The organism is uncultured Agrobacterium sp. (assembly GCA_913777615.1).
Lineage (GTDB): Bacteria > Pseudomonadota > Alphaproteobacteria > Rhizobiales > Rhizobiaceae > Agrobacterium.
Genome location: CAJYTK010000013.1, coordinates 375,230 through 391,950, shown reverse-complemented (window position 1 = coordinate 391,950; position 16,721 = coordinate 375,230). Strand labels below are relative to the sequence as shown.

17 protein-coding genes and 1 pseudogene are annotated in these 16,721 nt (G+C 56.5%); 10 read left to right on the top strand and 8 right to left on the bottom strand.

Annotated elements, in window-relative coordinates; genetic code table 11:
- Positions 1-12 precede the first annotated feature (12 nt).
- Positions 13-1,086, top strand: a complete 1,074-nt coding sequence (locus QZ862_RS13450) for a BMP family ABC transporter substrate-binding protein (protein WP_296100512.1) — start codon at positions 13-15, stop codon at positions 1,084-1,086.
- 187 nt (positions 1,087-1,273) lie between these two features.
- On the opposite strand, the gene QZ862_RS13445 is transcribed toward QZ862_RS13450, so the two are convergent.
- Entirely contained in the window at positions 1,274-1,441 is a 168-nt protein-coding gene (locus QZ862_RS13445) for a Thivi_2564 family membrane protein (protein WP_003502827.1), read from the bottom strand.
- A gap of 126 nt (positions 1,442-1,567) precedes the next feature.
- On the opposite strand from QZ862_RS13445, the gene QZ862_RS13440 reads away from it, so the two are divergent.
- Positions 1,568-1,990 carry an OsmC family protein gene (locus tag QZ862_RS13440; RefSeq protein ID WP_296036687.1) on the top strand — a complete coding sequence of 141 codons (423 nt, stop codon included), beginning with the start codon at positions 1,568-1,570 and terminating at the stop codon, positions 1,988-1,990.
- Positions 1,991-2,018: 28 nt separating this feature from the next.
- Here the strand turns inward: QZ862_RS13440 and QZ862_RS13435 are convergent, their stop codons facing one another.
- The 3 genes from QZ862_RS13435 to QZ862_RS13425 are packed head-to-tail and all read right to left on the bottom strand — an operon-like array spanning position 2,019 to position 5,160.
- Entirely contained in the window at positions 2,019-2,510 is a 492-nt protein-coding gene (locus QZ862_RS13435) for a peptide deformylase (protein WP_296100511.1), read from the bottom strand.
- Positions 2,507-2,857, bottom strand: a complete 351-nt coding sequence (locus QZ862_RS13430) for a hypothetical protein (protein WP_296100510.1) — start codon at positions 2,855-2,857, stop codon at positions 2,507-2,509. Before QZ862_RS13430 ends, QZ862_RS13435 begins: the two co-directional genes overlap by 4 nt.
- Positions 2,854-5,160, bottom strand: coding sequence for an FdhF/YdeP family oxidoreductase (locus QZ862_RS13425; RefSeq protein ID WP_296100509.1), 2,307 nt, complete (start codon positions 5,158-5,160; stop codon positions 2,854-2,856). Before QZ862_RS13425 ends, QZ862_RS13430 begins: the two co-directional genes overlap by 4 nt.
- Before the next feature lie 384 nt (positions 5,161-5,544).
- On the opposite strand from QZ862_RS13425, the gene mgtE reads away from it, so the two are divergent.
- The 3 genes from mgtE (at position 5,545) to QZ862_RS13410 (ending at position 9,439) form a co-directional block, all read left to right on the top strand.
- Complete coding sequence (gene mgtE, locus QZ862_RS13420) at positions 5,545-6,918, top strand: magnesium transporter (RefSeq protein ID WP_296100577.1); 1,374 nt, start codon at positions 5,545-5,547, stop codon at positions 6,916-6,918.
- A gap of 63 nt (positions 6,919-6,981) precedes the next feature.
- Positions 6,982-7,368 (top strand): MerR family DNA-binding transcriptional regulator, encoded by a 387-nt coding sequence (locus tag QZ862_RS13415; RefSeq protein ID WP_296018356.1) that lies wholly within the window; start codon positions 6,982-6,984, stop codon positions 7,366-7,368.
- 292 nt (positions 7,369-7,660) lie between these two features.
- Positions 7,661-9,439: a sensor domain-containing phosphodiesterase gene (locus QZ862_RS13410; RefSeq protein WP_296100507.1), complete on the top strand. Its 1,779-nt coding sequence runs from the start codon at positions 7,661-7,663 to the stop codon at positions 9,437-9,439.
- Between the two features lie 44 nt (positions 9,440-9,483).
- On the opposite strand, the gene QZ862_RS13405 is transcribed toward QZ862_RS13410, so the two are convergent.
- Positions 9,484-10,443 carry a DUF1624 domain-containing protein gene (locus QZ862_RS13405; protein ID WP_296100505.1) on the bottom strand — a complete coding sequence of 320 codons (960 nt, stop codon included), beginning with the start codon at positions 10,441-10,443 and terminating at the stop codon, positions 9,484-9,486.
- Positions 10,444-10,507: 64 nt separating this feature from the next.
- A complete protein-coding gene (locus tag QZ862_RS13400) occupies positions 10,508-11,206 on the bottom strand; it encodes a DUF599 domain-containing protein (RefSeq protein WP_296018352.1) in 699 nt (232 codons plus the stop codon).
- 533 nt (positions 11,207-11,739) lie between these two features.
- On the opposite strand from QZ862_RS13400, the gene cobU reads away from it, so the two are divergent.
- From cobU to ccoP, 5 genes are all read left to right on the top strand, one after another.
- A complete protein-coding gene (gene cobU / locus QZ862_RS13395; protein ID WP_296100503.1) occupies positions 11,740-12,264 on the top strand; it encodes a bifunctional adenosylcobinamide kinase/adenosylcobinamide-phosphate guanylyltransferase in 525 nt (174 codons plus the stop codon).
- A gap of 226 nt (positions 12,265-12,490) precedes the next feature.
- Positions 12,491-14,113: a cytochrome-c oxidase, cbb3-type subunit I gene (gene ccoN / locus QZ862_RS13390; RefSeq protein WP_296081233.1), complete on the top strand. Its 1,623-nt coding sequence runs from the start codon at positions 12,491-12,493 to the stop codon at positions 14,111-14,113.
- An 11-nt stretch (positions 14,114-14,124) separates the two neighbouring features.
- Complete coding sequence (gene ccoO, locus QZ862_RS13385) at positions 14,125-14,856, top strand: cytochrome-c oxidase, cbb3-type subunit II (RefSeq protein ID WP_296081235.1); 732 nt, start codon at positions 14,125-14,127, stop codon at positions 14,854-14,856.
- Positions 14,857-14,867: 11 nt separating this feature from the next.
- Positions 14,868-15,020, top strand: a complete 153-nt coding sequence (locus QZ862_RS13380; protein ID WP_296100501.1) for a cbb3-type cytochrome c oxidase subunit 3 — start codon at positions 14,868-14,870, stop codon at positions 15,018-15,020.
- Between the two features lie 4 nt (positions 15,021-15,024).
- Complete coding sequence (gene ccoP, locus QZ862_RS13375; protein WP_296081236.1) at positions 15,025-15,888, top strand: cytochrome-c oxidase, cbb3-type subunit III; 864 nt, start codon at positions 15,025-15,027, stop codon at positions 15,886-15,888.
- A 44-nt stretch (positions 15,889-15,932) separates the two neighbouring features.
- Here the strand turns inward: ccoP and QZ862_RS13370 are convergent, their stop codons facing one another.
- Together QZ862_RS13370 and QZ862_RS13365 are read right to left on the bottom strand one after the other, a co-directional pair.
- Entirely contained in the window at positions 15,933-16,283 is a 351-nt protein-coding gene (locus QZ862_RS13370) for a VOC family protein (RefSeq protein WP_296100500.1), read from the bottom strand.
- Positions 16,280-16,693, bottom strand: a pseudogene (locus QZ862_RS13365) (SRPBCC family protein). Before QZ862_RS13365 ends, QZ862_RS13370 begins: the two are co-directional and overlap by 4 nt.
- Between the last annotated feature and the right edge of the window lie 28 nt (positions 16,694-16,721).

The following is a 16,721-nucleotide window of genomic DNA, read 5'->3' as shown; positions in this document are numbered from 1 at the left end:
CCAGGGGTAAAAATGAAAAGACTCATTATCGCACTGGCCGCGTCCGCAGCGGCAATCATCGGCGTCGTGCCTGCCGCGCAAGCGGCCGACGCCAAGAAGGTCTGCTTCGTCTATGTCGGTACACGCACGGATGGTGGCTGGACGCAGGCGCATGATATCGGCCGTCAGGAGCTGCAGAAGCATTTCGGCGACAAGATCGAAACGCCGTTCCTCGAAAGCGTTCCGGAGGGCCCGGATGCAGAGCGCGCAATCGAGCGTATGGCTCGTTCCGGCTGCGAGGTTATCTTCACCACGTCGTTCGGTTTCATGGATGCCACCGTCAAGGTTGCCCAGAAATTCCCGAAGGTGAAGTTCGAACACGCAACCGGCTTCAAGACCGCAGCAAATCTCGCGACCTACAACTCTCGCTTCTACGAAGGCCGTTATATTCAGGGTCAGATCGCTGCAAAGATGTCGCAGAAGGGCGTCGCGGGCTACATTGCTTCCTTCCCGATTCCTGAAGTGGTGATGGGCATCGACGCCTTCCTGCTGGGTGCGCGCTCCGTCAATCCCGACTTCAAGGTCAAGGTCGTCTGGGCAAACACCTGGTTCGACCCCGGCAAGGAAGCCGATGCGGCGAAGGCTTTGATCGACCAGGGCGTTGATATCCTGACGCAGCACACGGACACCACGGCACCGATGCAGGTTGCTGCAGAACGCGGCATCAAGGCTTTCGGTCAGGCATCCGACATGATCAAGGCTGGTCCTAAAACCCAGCTGACGGCGATCGTCGATACATGGGGCGCTTACTACATCAAGCGCACACAGGCGCTCCTCGATGGGACCTGGAAGTCCGAGTCGGTCTGGGACGGTCTGAAGGATGGCATCTTGACGATGGCGCCTTACACAAACATGCCGGATGACGTGAAGAAGATGGCCGAGGAAACCGAAGCCAAGATCAAGTCCGGCGAGCTGCATCCATTCACCGGTCCGGTGAAGAAGCAGGATGGTACGGAGTGGTTGAAGGCTGGCGAGAAGGCTGAGGACGGCGTTCTGCTCGGTCTGAACTTCTACGTCGAAGGCGTGGACGACACGCTGCCGAAGTAAGTCTAAAGCCTTAGATTGGGCAAGGGCGTGCGGTTCACTCGCGCGCCCTTTTTTTATTAGGCAGTCACGACTTCGCTCAAAAGCAAGCGTCCCGTCCTTCCAAAAAAGCAAAAGCCCGCCTATGGAACGACGGGCTTTTCCAGATCCGTGTCGCACGCTTGAAGCGTTGCGTCAGACAGGGCGGTTATCAGAAGACTGCGAGATATTTCAGCAGCGAGATAATGCCGATGATGATCACGATGACCTGAGCGATCTGCTTTGCGCCGCCGCCGACGGGCAGACGAGCAATAAGCCACAGCACGAGTACGATGACCAGAAAGGTGATCAGAATGCTGACTAGCGTCGAGGTAACCATATGTCCCAGCTCCTATTTCCATTTCGTTTAACGGCCCGATCACCGTTGCGTGAGTAAAAGCCGCAATTTATTATTTGGTTCCATTGTGCAAAATGAATTTGCGGGAAATGGAGATTGGGTGCGGGCGTGAGCGAGCTACGGGTGAAGAAGCGGGATGTGGGCGCCGTCGCGCTTCTAGGTCGCAATGGCCATCCGCAGATTGAAACGCCAACCGGCGGAAATCTGTCGGTGGTCACAGCGGCGTCCGATCCGGGCTTTAATCCCCTCGACCTGCTCTATTCCTCTCTTGCCGCCTGTCTGGTCTTGAGTGCGCGCATCGCCGCAAGCCGCATGGGTGTTCTCGACAGATTCCAAGCGGTCGAGGCAAAGGTGACTGGTGAGAAGTCCGACGGTGAACCCGCGCGCATTCTGCGTTTTGACATGCGGCTTGCGATCACCGGCAATTTCGACGAGGAGACCAAGCAGGCAATAGCGCATGAAGCTGAGAGAATTTGCACCGTCAGCAATACCTTGCGCGGTGAGGCAGAATTTCGTCTGGATATTGCCTGACATAGACGAAGACTGCGCCGGGCATCAGTCAGCGCTGTGCCTTCTCCCATTTGCGGATTAGCCGATCGCGCTTGAGTTTCGACAGGCGCCTTATCCAGAAAATGCCGTCAAGCTGATCGATCTCATGCTGAATGCAGATGGCGTGAAAACCTTCAGCCGTCTCTTCGTGCTCAGCACCGTTCATATCCTGAAACCGAATAGTCACCTGCTGGGGACGTTCCAGTTCTTCGGTAAAACCAGGCATGGAAACGCTTCCCTCGACATGACGCATCGTCTTTGCCACCATGCTTGTAATCTGCGGATTGACGTAAGTCAGGATCGCTCCGGGTTGTAATTCCAATACGAAGATCCGTTCGAATACACCAATGTGGGCCGCGGTGATCCCCACGCCAGGGGCTGCGCGCATGGTATCGACAAGATCCTGCTGAAGCGCTGCGAGATCAGGCCCGAAGGCCGTTACCGGTTCACACGGCTTGGAGAGGGCAGGGTCAGGGTATCGAGCGATTTTTCGAATGGTCACGGCGTCTCCGGGAGGGCGGAATTGGAAACCGAATGTTCATTGACTGCGGTCGATGCGGCAAGCGCGATGGTCTGCGCTCGGACCGTCAACTCCACGAATGTCCTTTGTGTCCGGTCATCCCGCCTGACAACATGCAGCATGGTACCCGAAAGCGTGGAGATCTCACGCAGGACAAGCGCATGGGCGATACCAAGGCTGTTTGCGAGGCTGCGGCTGTCACTTCCAACGCCTTGGTCTATTGCCGCGAGAATGGCTGCGCCTGTCGGCTGCAATTCACCGTGGGCAGCCTTCAGCAGCCTGTCCACCACCGCCATGAAGCGCGTGGCGGCCTCGTCTCTCTCCATCAAGCCGCCTCGTCCTGTTGGCGCAAACGAACCGAAACCAGCACCGACTTGGAGGTCGGCGTGAAGCTGCCTTCGCCATAGCTGTGCAACGGCACGAGCACGTTGAGCTCCGGATAGTACCCGCCCACGCTTCCCTGTGGAATATTGTACGGTACGAGACGGAAGTTCCGGGCAATACGCTCGATGCCATCACCATACTCACCCACAATATCCACTCGTTGCTTGGCATGCGCGCCGATTTTATCCATGTCCTGCGGGTTCATGAAAAGAACCTGGCGCTCGCCATAGACGCCGCGGTAGCGGTCGTCCAGCCCATATATTGTGGTGTTGTACTGGTCATGACTGCGCAACGTCTGCAACACGAAGATACCGTTTTGTGCCAGAGCCTTCTGATGATCCGTCCTTTCGGGTAGCGGACCGGCAAAGAAGACCGCTTTGTGTTGCGGCGTATTCCACTCTCTTTGAGCGGCAGAGTTAGGCAACTGGAAACCACGTGGCACCCTGACACGCGTGTTGAAGTCGTCGAATCCAGGAATAACCCGCTCGATCATGTTCCGGATGAGGTCGTAATCATCGGCAAGCTCATTCCACTTGACGAGATCATTTCCGAGCGTGGCCTCCGCAATTCCAGCAACGATCGCGATTTCCGAGCGCAGTGCCGGCGAGGCTGGCTCATTGATGCCACCCGAGCCGTGAACCATGCTCATGGAATCCTCTACGGTTACGATCTGCGGTGAGCCCTTGGAGTTGCGATCTATTTCCGTACGTCCCAGGCACGGCAGGATGAAGGACGTCTCTCCGGGCACGAGATGGGAATGGTTGAGCTTGGTTGCGATATTGACGGTCAGCTTCTGTTTTTTGAAGGCTTCGACGATCCGCGGACTGTCAGGGGTGGCACGCAGGAAGTTGCCGCCGAGCGCGATGAAGACTTCGGCTCGTCCATCAAGCATTGCGCTGATCGCCTCGACCGTGTTGTGTCCCTGGTTGCGTGGCATCGCAACTCCAAGCTCTTTTTCCAGCGCATCGAGGAGTGCAGCAGGGGCCTTTTCATCGATGCCAACCGTGCGATCGCCCTGGACATTGGAGTGACCGCGGACCGGGCAGAGACCGGCACCGGGACGCCCTACATTGCCCCGCAGCAGCATGAGATTGGTGATCTCGCGAACGATGATCACGGAATGCTTGTGCTGTGTGACGCCCATGGCCCAGGTGGCGATCACCGATTCGGCATTCATGTAGATGGCGGCGGCTTCCTCGATCTCCTCACGCGTCAGACCTGACTGGTCAAGAATGGCGTCCCAGCTCGTCGCCTCAACGGCCGCACGATAGGCCTCGAACTCCACAGCATGGTCGGCGATGAAGGCATAGTCGATAATCGCCGGCTCGCCTTGCGCACGCGCAGCCGCGTCGGCCGCGAAAACCACCTTGCTGATCCCGCGAATGGCCGCCATGTCGCCGCCCTGACGGGGCTGGTAATAGTTTGTGGCAATCTTTGTATTGCCCCCAGTGATCATTTCCAGCTTGTCCTGTGGGTCACTGAAACGCTGCAATCCCTTTTCTCTGATCGGATTGAAGACGGCGATGCGCGCGCCGCGAAGGGCTGCGCGTCTGAGATCGCCCAGCATGCGGGGATGGTTGGTGCCGGGATTCTGCCCGATGACGAAGATCGCGTCGGTCTTTTCGAAATCTTCCAGAAGAACCGTGCCCTTGCCAACGCCGATCGAGGCTTTCAAACCAACGCCGCTGGCCTCGTGGCACATATTGGAGCAGTCCGGGAAGTTGTTGGTGCCATAGAGACGAACCATCAACTGATAGAGAAAGGCCGCTTCATTGGACGCTCGACCAGACGTATAGAATTCGGCACGATCCGGACTGTCGAGGCCACGCAGGATGGTGCCGATCTCGCAGAAAGCATCGTCCCAGGACACTGGCACGTATCGATCGAAAGCGTGATCGTAACGTAAGGGACTTGTCAAACGACCTTGTTTTTCCAGCTCGTAATCCGACCACTGGCTCAGCGAGGAGATGGTATGCTTGGCGAAAAACTCGGGAGAGACGCGCGCCTCCGTGGCTTCCCAGGAAACGGCCTTGACGCCATTCTCGCAAAATTCGAAGGATGAGCCATGTTCCGGGTCACCCCAGGCGCAGCCAGGGCAATCGAAACCGTCGGGTTGATTGGTCTTGAGGAGCGCCTTCGCGTTGGAGAGAGGTGCTCCGGATTCTAGCAAGCGCTTGCCAACGCTTTTCAGCGCACCCCAGCCGCCGGCCGCGGATGAGGGCTTGCCGATGAAATCCATCTTGCCCATGAAAGGTCACTCCTTGAAGGCTTTGTCTCGATCGGTATCAAAGCAGACTTGCCCGATCCTTAGTTTGCACTGCAGCATAACTGTCTAGATAGGCGATTACCTAACATATATCAATTCGATCTCTGGTATGGATGCGCGCTGCGTTTTTCTATTGGCGACATCGTATTCGTGCGTTGACGACACGGAGCTGTCGGTAGCTCGCCAGAAGGGCGACAGGATGGTGATGAAACCACTTCTTGCCTAACGGGTTGTTGACTTTGTTGTTCTAAACGACAATCTCCAGCCCGTTCGCAAAGCAGGCTATCGACCGGAAGAAGGGGGCGCAAGTTGACACAAGCCGACACCGATCATCCCAAAACGGAAGAAGCCAAGCGACCGGAAGTGATGGCCGACATCTATTCGGAAGATGGATCGATCCGGTCGGATTTTCTGGCGATGGTGGGCACCGCGATCACTGATCGTGACGTGCTGTTCCTGCGCGAGAACGTAGCCCGCCTGCACGAATCCGAACTGGGCGATCTGCTGGAATCGATCCAGCCCGAGCAGCGCCACGCGCTGGTGCGCCTGCTCGGCGCAGACTTCGACATGACGGCGCTGACCGAGGTGGACGAAGCGATCCGTCTCGATATCGTAGAGCAGATGCCGAACGAGCAGATCGCCGCCGGTATTGGTGAGCTCGATTCGGACGATGCCGTCTATATTCTTGAGGATCTGGACCGCGAGGATCGTGACGACATCCTCTCGCAACTGCCTTTCACCGAACGCGTACGGCTTCTGCGAGCGCTGGACTATCCCGAAAGCTCCGCCGGTCGCCGCATGCAGACCGAGTTCGTTGCCGTTCCGCCCTTCTGGACGGTCGGCCAGACGATCGACTATCTGCGTGAGGAGGAGGAGCTACCTGAATCCTTCTCACAGATCTTCGTCATCGATCCGACCTTTAAGCTAGTGGGCGTGATGGATCTAGACCGGCTGCTGCGTTCGAAGCGGCAGGTGAAGATCGAAACCATCATGCACGAGACGAACCATCCCATACCGGCGGAGATGGACCAGGAAGAAGCCGCCCAGCTTTTCGAGCAGTATGACCTCTTGTCTGCGGCTGTCGTGGATAGCAATGGCCGTCTCGTCGGCGTGCTCACCATCGATGACGTTGTAGACGTCATTCAGGAGGAAGCGGAAGAAGACTTACTGCGTCTGGGCGGCGTCGGTGATGAAGAATTGTCCGACAGCATCGCCAGTACGTCACGCTCGCGCGTGCCGTGGCTTGGTATCAATTTGATGACGGCATTCCTCGCAGCGTCGGTCATCGAACTCTTCGACGCCACTATTCAGCAGATCGTGGCACTCGCAATCTTGATGCCGATCGTGGCGGGTATGGGCGGCAATGCCGGATCGCAGACTATGACCGTTTCGGTGCGGGCACTCGCCACCAAAAATCTCGATATCCACAACGCCGCACGTATCATTCGCCGTGAAGCTGGCGTCGGTTTGCTGAACGGCGCGCTTTTCGGCTGTGCCATCGGCATCATTGCCGGCCTCTGGTTCCACGATATGAATATCGGTGGAATTATTGCCGCGGCCATGTTGATCAACATGCTTGCTGCGGCCCTGGCAGGCATCCTCATCCCCCTTTGTCTGGACAGGTTCGGCGCCGACCCGGCAGTTTCGTCCGCGGTTTTCGTAACGGCGGTCACGGATATCGTGGGATTTTTTTCGTTCCTCGGACTGGCGACATGGTGGTTCGGCATATCCGGATCATGATGGAAAATTGACTTTTACGTACAGGTCAAACATAATGTCCATCAGCCAGAATGGGACAGCGCTTTGAATAAGTATTACAGCATCACGGAACTAACTCGCGAATTCGGGGTGTCAACCCGTACTCTTCGTTTCTACGAAGACGAGGGATTGATCCACCCCGAGCGCCGTGGACGCACCCGTTTGTTTCGTGCCGCCGATCGCAGGCTCATCCAGGAAATTCTTCGCGGCCGCCGTATTGGTTTTACAATCGCGGAAATACGCGAAATCATCCAGGTCTACAAGGAGCCCCCCGGTGAGTCCGGTCAGCTCGAGCTTCTCATGAAAAAGGTCGACGAAAAGCGTGCCGACCTTCGCCAGAAGCGTCGTGACATCGACGAGACTTTGGTTGAGTTGGACAATGTTGAAGAAGCATGCTTGACGCGCCTCGCGGAAATTGGCGTCGGGACGTAAATCAATCGGCGTCTTATATACGATTCATCTTCTCGAAGTTCGACCATAACCGCTTCTGCGCTTGGATTTTTCTTTAATAAATCAATAACCACGCTCGAAGAACCCATGGAACCGTTAAGTCCTACCGTTCCTTTATCACGTAGGATTATCCTGAATTCTTCGAGCCCGGGCATGAAGCCCGTCATATCTGTGGCGCCTTTCGTGTTCTTGGCGCGATAATATCCGGCTTACAAAAAATGCTTTTCTGATCGACTTTGGCATTGCTCCCGTCGGGCATGCTTTGGGACATATGATGCTTGACGAAGCTGCCCGTCTATCTGCTCTGAGAAACCTACGCCTTCTCGATACACTTCCAAGCGAGAGTTTCGATCGTATTACACGTCTGTTGGCCGTTTACTTCGGTCTTCCGATTTCCGGCATTTCGCTCACTGATGCGGACCGTCAATATTTTAAGTCCAAGGTCGGCGTTGAGCATAATGAAATTCCGCGATACCGGGCACCCTGTGCCGAGGTTGCGGAAACCAAACTGCCGCTTGTCATTCGCGACTTGCAAAAGCACGACTATTACGCTGACAGCACAGTGGGACGGTCCGGAGTTCGCTTCTATTGCGGTGTGCCATTGATTACACCGGATGGTCATGGTCTCGGCGCGCTTTGTGTCTTGGGGACAGAACCACGTGAAGTGACCGAAGAGGAAATGGCGGTCCTCACCGATCTTGCCGCAGTGGTTATGGATCAGATTGAGCTTCAGCATGCCTTAGGACGCGTCGACCCGTCTAGCGGCCTTCCGAACCGTCATCAATTGATGAACGATCTGTCTGACCTATCTCATCATAGCGCAGGTACTGAGCAGATTATCAGCCTCCTCGATCTTGCTCAAACCACACAATTCGACCGGATGATCCGCGTTGTCGGGATTTCTCATCTCGATAGCCTTATCGCGAAGGTCGCGCGGATCCTGAACGACAATCTGAACGGCCAAACGCTCGCTTACCACATCGGCCCGACGCAATTCGTGTTCCTGTCACCGCCAGGCACGGGCATGTCCGACCACCTGATCCTCCTGGAGAAAACCATGCTTTCACTGGGCAGCGAGGTGGAGTTCCAGATCACGATGACACCTTCCATCGGCTCCATGGTCTTTGAGGCGGGAGAGTGCACTGCGGAGGAAATCTTACGATCTCTGCAAAGCGCCGTGCAGGATGCTCGAGCGCATCCTTCGAAGATTGCTTTTTTCTCCCCGTCCTTCGACGTGCAGCATCAGCGAAATTTCATGATCCAACGCGAGTTCCCCTACGCGCTGACCGATGACAACCAGTTATCACTGGTGTTTCAGCCGCGCGTGGATGCCGAAAGCGGCATTTGCAAAAGCATGGAAGTCCTGTTGCGCTGGAGCCATCCCGATCTTGGCCCGATTTCCCCAGCGGAGTTCATTCCCGTTATCGAGGCTTCAGCATACGCTCGCGAACTGACCATGTGGGTCGTCAAGGCATCGTTGAAGCAACTGGCCGCGTGGAATGCGATGGGACTTAGGCTCAATCTTTCGATCAATCTGTCCGCGATCAATCTGCAGGAAGACGATTTCTGGGATCGGCTCGGCGCTGATCTTGCGCGGTCTGGTGTCGACAGCGACCAGATCGAATTCGAACTCACAGAAACGGCAATGATGATCGAAACCGAGAGGTCTCAGGATCTGCTCAGTACTCTATCGGCAGCCGGAATACGTCTTTCGATTGATGATTTCGGCACCGGCTACAGCAGCCTTTCCTATCTTCAGAAGCTGCCTGTGAACACCGTCAAGATCGACCGTAGCTTTATCGACGACATGAGCAACGGCAACCGCGAGCGTGTCCTTGTCCAGTCTATGATTACCCTATGTCATTCGCTGGGCTACGAGGTGGTTGCGGAAGGCGTGGAAACCCAGGAAGCCGCCGAACTACTGACCGCCATGGGGTGCGACGAACTCCAGGGTTACTGGTTGTCGAGGCCGCTCTGTGCGAAGGGCGTTGTCAAGTGGCTATCCGAACAGAGCCTCTACCGCTTTCGCTACATGGCGCCTGTCTGCGCGTAGCTACGGCTGTGCGTTAACGCAAGGATTGTCGCCGCTCAGACAGGTCATTGAACCTGCGCCGAGCATTGAGAGGCGACGTCTTGGATTTTTGTCTGCTGGTCCAGATCGGCCTTGTTGGCCATCATCGCGTCGAAGACGTTTTCGGCGTGCAGCTTCTCCAATGTGCAGCCGCAAAAGCTCTGACAGATTTCGAGAGTGTTCTGGCTTTGCATGCAACTGGATTCGCAACTCTTCTTGTACGCCTCGACCTGATCTACGGGCGGGGGCGGAAAGGTGATCGACGCCAGGTAGACGATGCCGATCAAAACCGGCTGATGGATAAGATAGAAAGACAAGCTGTGGCGGCCGAAGAAGGCGAGAATATTGCGCCTGCCGCTCGGTTTACGGAAGCGATCCAGCCACCCTCTCGGCACGACGATTTGCGCAGCTCCTAGACCGGCGAGGAACGGCGCCAGAAAGGGAAGCACCGGCACATAATCGTTAGAGCGGGGAGGCGCAGTCGAAAATCCGACCCAGGACAGCCAGATGGTGTTGAAGGCATCGGACGAGAAATGGAGCGGTGCCAGGAACGCGAGAAGTGCCACCGCAAACGTTACGATTGCGGGCAGGCGCAGGAAGATAAGGCCAACCAGACTGGCCACGGCGATATTGTGCAGGATGCCAAAGAAAATCCAACCGTCTGGAACGGCGATGTAAGTCGCAACTGAGATGAGCACGGCTGCACCGGCCACCATTGCAAAACGCTTACCGAAGGCTTGCCAGTTTATGTCTCGGCGATGCGCCAGAAACAGGCTGAATCCGGCAAGAAACAAAAACGAGCTGGCGATCCCCCGCGCATAGAGCCGCCATAGACCTTCGGTCGGCGTCTCCGGCGGGATGTAGCCGAACATGGCAAGGTCCCAGGTGAAATGATAGCTCGCCATGGCAATCAGCGCGATGCCTCGCCACGTGTCGAGAAAGCCAATCCGGCCGGATTTCGGAGCCGTTGCTGTTGCCTCTTGCATTCTTCTATCCCTTCGCAACGGTGATATGGCTGACGCTGCGCTTCGCCCTTAAAGTGAGGCTATTTCATGGCATCGTTTCATGATCGTCCATGATGGCGAGCCGCGCTTCCGAGTAGAACTGCCGCCTGAGCAGTGCGATGATGATGACCACGGTCATCATGATGAAGACATAGGCGTTGATGAACCATCCAAGGTAGCCGATCGACAGAAAAAAGGTTCGCAGCCCGTCATTGAAGTTTTTCGCGGCGATGACATTCATGCGTATGACATTCTCTGCAGCGCGCTCCGCCGCTTTGCGATCGGCATTCGCCTCATGCATCATCGGCATGCCGCCGAAAAGGATCGTGCAATAGTTGAACAGCCGATAGGACCAGCCAAACTTGAAAAAGGCGTACCCGAAAAGAAAGGTAAGGCCTATGACCTTGAGTTCAAACGCCGTCCGACCGCCGTAATAGACGAAGGGCATGTCGCGGAATACCGATTCGACCCTGTCCGTGGCGCCCAAAAGAGCGAAGCATCCGCCTATTGCGAAGATTGAGGTCGATGCGAAGAAGGCTGTGCCGTTCTGCAAACCGGCCATGATTTGCGTATCGATCATCTTGAGATCGCGTGTCATGGAGTTGTAGATCCACTGCCTTCTGCGTTCCGCCATCGCCTGATTAAGACTCGTTCTTGGGAACGGCGATCTCGCGGTGGTGACGTAGGCGTAGGACACCCATAGGACTAGGAAAATAACGAGCGCTGCGTAATCCATTGTCGTCATGTGCGCCCGCTTGTCAGCCTCTGTGTCGCTCACTGTCCGCCAGTTAGTGACGCTGGCGGTGTCACGCTGTCATACCAAGAAACCATCGCAAGGCAATCGTGACTTCGGGACGAAAAAGATCATTTTCATCCCGCGCTAACGATCCGGTAAGATTATACCGCTACACCGATTTGCGAGGTTCCGGATTAGGTAGTGAGTACCGGGCCTCTTTTTCCCCATGACGTATTCAACCGGGCGGACATGAGCTGCTGCACACCTAGCAGCGTCAAAAATTGACAATCGCCGAATCTCATCCTACTTTGATGAAGCGATCCGGCGCTTTCATCACGAAGCCGGTGTCGACTTGACCGCACAGGGCGGTCGGGCATCGATACTTCTTGGTGACAACCGTTGACGTCCAGCATGATCGACCGGGAGAACGCCTCCATATCTACGAATCGTTCTCTTTTCATGCCTGTCCCGTCTCGGCCTTCGGCATTCGCCGTATTGGCGACCGGATCGCTCGTAACCTTTCTCCGCCCTGTAGGTTCTGAATGAGCGAGATATCTCGTGCTGCGCTTGTGCTGGGCGGTGCGCGTTCCGGCAAGTCCGCATTTGCAGAACGTATGGTACTTTCATCCGAGGGGCCAGCCCATTACATCGCCACAGGGCGTGCTTGGGATGACGAGATGAGGTCTCGCATCGCAACTCATCGTCTCCAGCGCGGAGATCGTTGGATCACGCATGAGGAGCCGTTGAACCTCACTGAAGCGCTGAAAAGTCTTGACCATGCATCCAATACGATCTTGGTCGATTGCCTCACCCTCTGGGTAACGAACCTGATGATGGAGGAGGGGCGGGACGTCGAAGCCGCGTTTAAGCCGCTTATCGACCATGCCGCCGAGGCCCGAGCAAACATCATCTTCGTATCGAATGAAGTCGGCCTCGGCATCGTGCCTGACAATCGCATGGCTCGGGAGTTTCGCGATTATGCTGGAAGGCTGCATCAGCAGATAGCCGCGATTGCAGCGGAGGTCTACTTCGTTGCCGCCGGTTTGCCCCTCAGAATGAAGGGATGAATCCGTCGACACATCGACGGACGCATATCGGCTGGTTCATGCCACGCGATCCCACATCGAACGTCGTGTTTCAGTTTCCGACTTCAACCTGCGGTCTTGATTTGGATCAAGGTCGCTTGGCCGTCACGGTGGCAAAGCTGCGATCGACGTGAAAGCATGTTAGCCGCTTCCGAGCTGGTTTCTTCGCTTCTCGTCATATCTGCTTTGACGTTGGGGGAAGCCAACAATGAACTCTACTATAGGAATAGCGATGGTGGCCGTGGGGGCCTTCCTCGCTTTGCTCGGGGCGGCCTTCGCTCACGACAATCTCTTCGCCGCGCATATGTGGGTGCTGTTCTTCGTGCTGCTGGTCGGCACGGTCGTGATGCTGCGACGCGTCTCCTTCGCAACCGTCGATCACGCAGTTCAGGCTCGCAAGAAGAGTGAATATTTTGACGACGTTATCCGCTATGGCGTCATCGCCACCATGTTCTGGGGCGTGGCCGGTTTTCTGGTGGGTGTCATCGTCGCTCTCCAACTGGCCTATCCTGACCTCAATATCCAGCCCTGGTTCAATTTTGGTCGCGTTCGTCCGCTGCATACATCTGCCGTCATCTTTGCCTTTGGCGGAAATGCGCTGATTGCGACCTCCTTCTATGTGGTGCAGCGCACCTGCCGCGCGCGCCTGTTTGGCGGCGATCTCGGATGGTTCGTCTTTTGGGGCTACAACCTCTTCATCGTTATGGCAGCCACCGGTTATCTGCTTGGCATCACGCAGGGCAGGGAATATGCCGAGCCTGAATGGTACGTAGATATCTGGCTCACGATCGTATGGGTCGCCTATCTGATCACCTTTCTCGGCACCATTTTCATCCGCAAGGAACCGCATATCTATGTAGCGAATTGGTTCTACCTTGCCTTCATCGTGACAATTGCGATGCTGCACATCGTCAACAACCTGGCGGTTCCAGTCTCCTTCCTGGGCGTGAAGAGCTACTCGGTTTTCTCCGGCGTGCAGGATGCTCTGACACAATGGTGGTACGGCCACAACGCCGTTGGCTTCTTTCTGACGGCTGGCTTCCTGGGGATGATGTACTACTTCATTCCCAAGCAGGTAAACCGGCCAGTCTATTCCTACCGCCTGTCGATCATCCACTTCTGGGCTCTGATCTTCATGTATATCTGGGCCGGTCCTCACCACCTGCACTACACTGCTTTGCCAGACTGGGCGCAGACGCTCGGCATGGTGTTTTCCATCATGCTCTGGATGCCCTCGTGGGGCGGCATGATCAACGGCTTGATGACGCTTTCGGGCGCCTGGGACAAGCTGCGCACAGACCCGATCCTGCGCATGATGATCATGGCCGTTGCCTTTTACGGCATGGCGACCTTCGAAGGGCCGATGATGTCGATCAAGGCCGTCAATTCGCTCAGCCACTACACCGACTGGACCATCGGTCACGTTCACTCCGGCGCGCTTGGCTGGAACGGCATGATCACCTTCGGCGCCGTCTACTTCCTCGTGCCGAAACTGTGGCACCGCGAACGGCTCTACAGTTTGGCGCTGGTCAACTGGCACTTCTGGCTCGCCACGCTCGGCATCGTCGTCTACGCGGCCTCGATGTGGGTTGCCGGCATCCAGCAGGGCCTGATGTGGCGTGAATATGATGCTGAGGGCTTCCTGGTCTATTCCTTTGCCGAAACCGTCGCCGCCATGTTCCCATACTACCTGCTGCGCGCAACGGGCGGCCTGCTGTTCCTCAGCGGCGCAATCGTCATGGCCTACAACATCACCAGAACCATTCTCGGTCATATGCGTGAAGAGAACACCGGCAAGTCTGCAGCGCCCAAGCTGCAACCTGCCGAGTAAGGAGATCGATCATGTCTATCCTGGACAAACACGGCATTGTCGAGCGTAACGCCACCTTGCTTCTGGTCGGATCGTTGGCGGTCGTCTCGATTGGCGGCATCGTCGAAATCGCGCCGCTTTTCTATCTGGAGAACACCATCGAGAAGGTCGAGGGCATGCGGCCTTACTCGCCGCTCGAGCTTGCGGGTCGCAACATCTACATTCGCGAAGGCTGCTATGTCTGCCACAGCCAGATGATCCGGCCCTTCCGCGATGAGGTGGAGCGTTACGGTCATTACAGCCTTGCGGCGGAAAGCATGTACGACCATCCATTCCAGTGGGGCTCCAAAAGAACCGGGCCGGATCTCGCCCGCGTGGGCGACCGCTATTCGAATGAATGGCACGTCCAGCACCTGACGGCGCCGCGCTCCGTGGTGCCTGAATCGGTCATGCCGAGCTACGCGTTCCTGAAGACGACGCCGTTGCAGGTGACCAATGTTGCCATGGAACTCAAGGCAAACCGCACGGTCGGCGTGCCTTATAGTGACGAGATGCTACAGTACGCCGAAGCCGACATGAAGGCGCAGGCCGATCCCAATGCCGATACGACGGGTCTGGAGGCGCGTTACCCCAAGGCGAAGATCGGCGATTTCGATGGCGACCCGACGAAGCTGACTGAAATGGACGCTCTTGTCGCTTATCTGCAGATGCTCGGCACGCTGGTCGATTTCTCGACTTATGACGATGCAGCCGGCTATCGATAGGGGGATATGCGATGGAAACCTATACCGCCATGCGCCACTTCGCCGATAGCTGGGGCCTGCTCGTCATGACGATCTTCTTCCTCTGCGTCGTCATCTTCACCTTGCGTCCCGGCGGCGGTAAGACCGCCAAGGACGCCGCCAATATTCCTCTCAAGGAGGACTGATAGCATGTCGGATAAACACATAGACAAGGTCAGCGGCGTCGAAACCACCGGCCATGAGTGGGATGGCATCCGTGAGTTGAACAACCCCATGCCACGCTGGTGGGTGTGGACTTTTTACGCCACCATCGTCTGGGCTATCGGTTACACCATTGCGTTTCCCGCCTGGCCCCTGATTAGCGGAGCAACGCACGGCGTTCTCGGCTGGAGCAGCCGCGCCAGCGTGGCGACCGAAATGGCCGATGCCAAGGCAGCCCAGAACACCTATCTGGAGAAGATCGCATCCTCGTCGCTGGAGGACATTCAGACCAACAGCGAACTGATGCAATTTGCTGTCGCGGGAGGTGCTGCAGCCTTCAAGGTCAATTGCGTCCAGTGCCATGGCTCCGGTGCGGAAGGCGGCAACGGCTACCCCAACCTTAACGACGACGACTGGCTTTGGGGTGGCAAGGCCGAAGACATCTACACCACTATCACCCATGGGATTCGTTTTACCGAGGACTCAGAAACACGTATCTCGGAGATGCCAGCCTTCGATGACGTCTTGAAGAGCGACGAAATCCGGGCGGTTGCGGCTTATGTCGTTAGCCTCACCGGGACGCCGCATGATCCAGCGCTCATCGAGCCCGGCAAGCAGATCTTTGCCGACAATTGCGCTTCTTGCCATGGTGCGGATGCCAAGGGCAACCGCGATATGGGTGCTCCCAATCTTGCCGATGCGATCTGGCTGAAGGCACGTGGCGAGGAGGGCATCGTCGCTCAAATTCGCGCACCCAAGCACGGTGTCATGCCGGCCTGGGGCGAGCGCCTAGGTGATACGACCGTCAAGCAACTCGCGCTCTTCGTCCATTCGCTTGGTGGTGGTGAATAGATGAAGTCAAGATGGAGGGGGCGCGCGATGCGGCCCCTCTCTCTCTATTGATCGGAGCAGACCGCAAGTTCGTAGCCGTCTTTGTCTTCGAAGTGGCACCTCCGTCCACCGGGGAAGTTGAATATCGGCACCGTAATTCTTCCGCCGGCATCCTCAACGCGTGTTCGCGCAGCCTCGATATCATCGGCAAAAAGAATAACGAGCGCACCGCCTTTAGCATTCACAGGCGCCGTGGTGGTGAAGCCGCCTGTGAGACGGCCATCCGAAAACTCGCAATAGGCAGCACCATAATCTTTGAAGGTCCATCCAAATGCTTTACCGTAAAAGGCCTTCGAGACCTCGATATCGCCGACGTTGAACTCGATGTAGTCGATCCTGTTGTTGCGGCTGCTCATACGGTTCCTTCGCTCTTTTCAAGAATGTATTTCAACATTTTCAGATCGGCCATGACGGCGGCTGCATCACGCTCATGATCGGCATCGGTCGTGCCAGGCAATCTCAGGACGGTAAACGTTACTTCCGCCCCGTCACCGATTGGTGTCACCCGTAGCGCGTTCTAGACATCAATGCCATCTGGAAGCATGACCACGTGGTCGATGACGCCGAGGTCGTTTGGTTTAGCGAAGTGAACTCGGACGTCGCCCAAAGGACCGGAGGCGATCCAGTCCTCCCCGTCCTGCCTCAGCCCGCTTGCTAAACCCGCGGCCCACAGCGGCATTTTCTGTATGTCCGAGGCAAAGGCATAAACATCCCGCCATGGCCGGTCGATCGTCGTGTGGACGATCCGTGAAATCATCGTCGCCATCCTACCTCTCCAATCCACAGTGCCTGCG

What these genes read in the sequence shown, in the direction of transcription:
- QZ862_RS13450 (WP_296100512.1), top strand. Translation starts at nt 13, where the DNA reads ATGAAAAGACTCATTATCGCACTGGCCGCGTCCGCAGCGGCAATCATC.
- QZ862_RS13445 (WP_003502827.1), bottom strand. Translation starts at nt 1,441, where the DNA reads ATGGTTACCTCGACGCTAGTCAGCATTCTGATCACCTTTCTGGTCATC.
- QZ862_RS13425 (WP_296100509.1), bottom strand. Translation starts at nt 5,160, where the DNA reads ATGGGCAAGATGGATTTCATCGGCAAGCCCTCATCCGCGGCCGGCGGC.
- mgtE (WP_296100577.1), top strand. Translation starts at nt 5,545, where the DNA reads ATGGCCGACATCTATTCGGAAGATGGATCGATCCGGTCGGATTTTCTG.
- QZ862_RS13410 (WP_296100507.1), top strand. Translation starts at nt 7,661, where the DNA reads ATGCTTGACGAAGCTGCCCGTCTATCTGCTCTGAGAAACCTACGCCTT.
- QZ862_RS13405 (WP_296100505.1), bottom strand. Translation starts at nt 10,443, where the DNA reads ATGCAAGAGGCAACAGCAACGGCTCCGAAATCCGGCCGGATTGGCTTT.
- QZ862_RS13400 (WP_296018352.1), bottom strand. Translation starts at nt 11,206, where the DNA reads ATGACGACAATGGATTACGCAGCGCTCGTTATTTTCCTAGTCCTATGG.
- cobU (WP_296100503.1), top strand. Translation starts at nt 11,740, where the DNA reads ATGAGCGAGATATCTCGTGCTGCGCTTGTGCTGGGCGGTGCGCGTTCC.
- ccoN (WP_296081233.1), top strand. Translation starts at nt 12,491, where the DNA reads ATGAACTCTACTATAGGAATAGCGATGGTGGCCGTGGGGGCCTTCCTC.
- ccoO (WP_296081235.1), top strand. Translation starts at nt 14,125, where the DNA reads ATGTCTATCCTGGACAAACACGGCATTGTCGAGCGTAACGCCACCTTG.
- QZ862_RS13380 (WP_296100501.1), top strand. Translation starts at nt 14,868, where the DNA reads ATGGAAACCTATACCGCCATGCGCCACTTCGCCGATAGCTGGGGCCTG.
- ccoP (WP_296081236.1), top strand. Translation starts at nt 15,025, where the DNA reads ATGTCGGATAAACACATAGACAAGGTCAGCGGCGTCGAAACCACCGGC.
- QZ862_RS13370 (WP_296100500.1), bottom strand. Translation starts at nt 16,283, where the DNA reads ATGAGCAGCCGCAACAACAGGATCGACTACATCGAGTTCAACGTCGGC.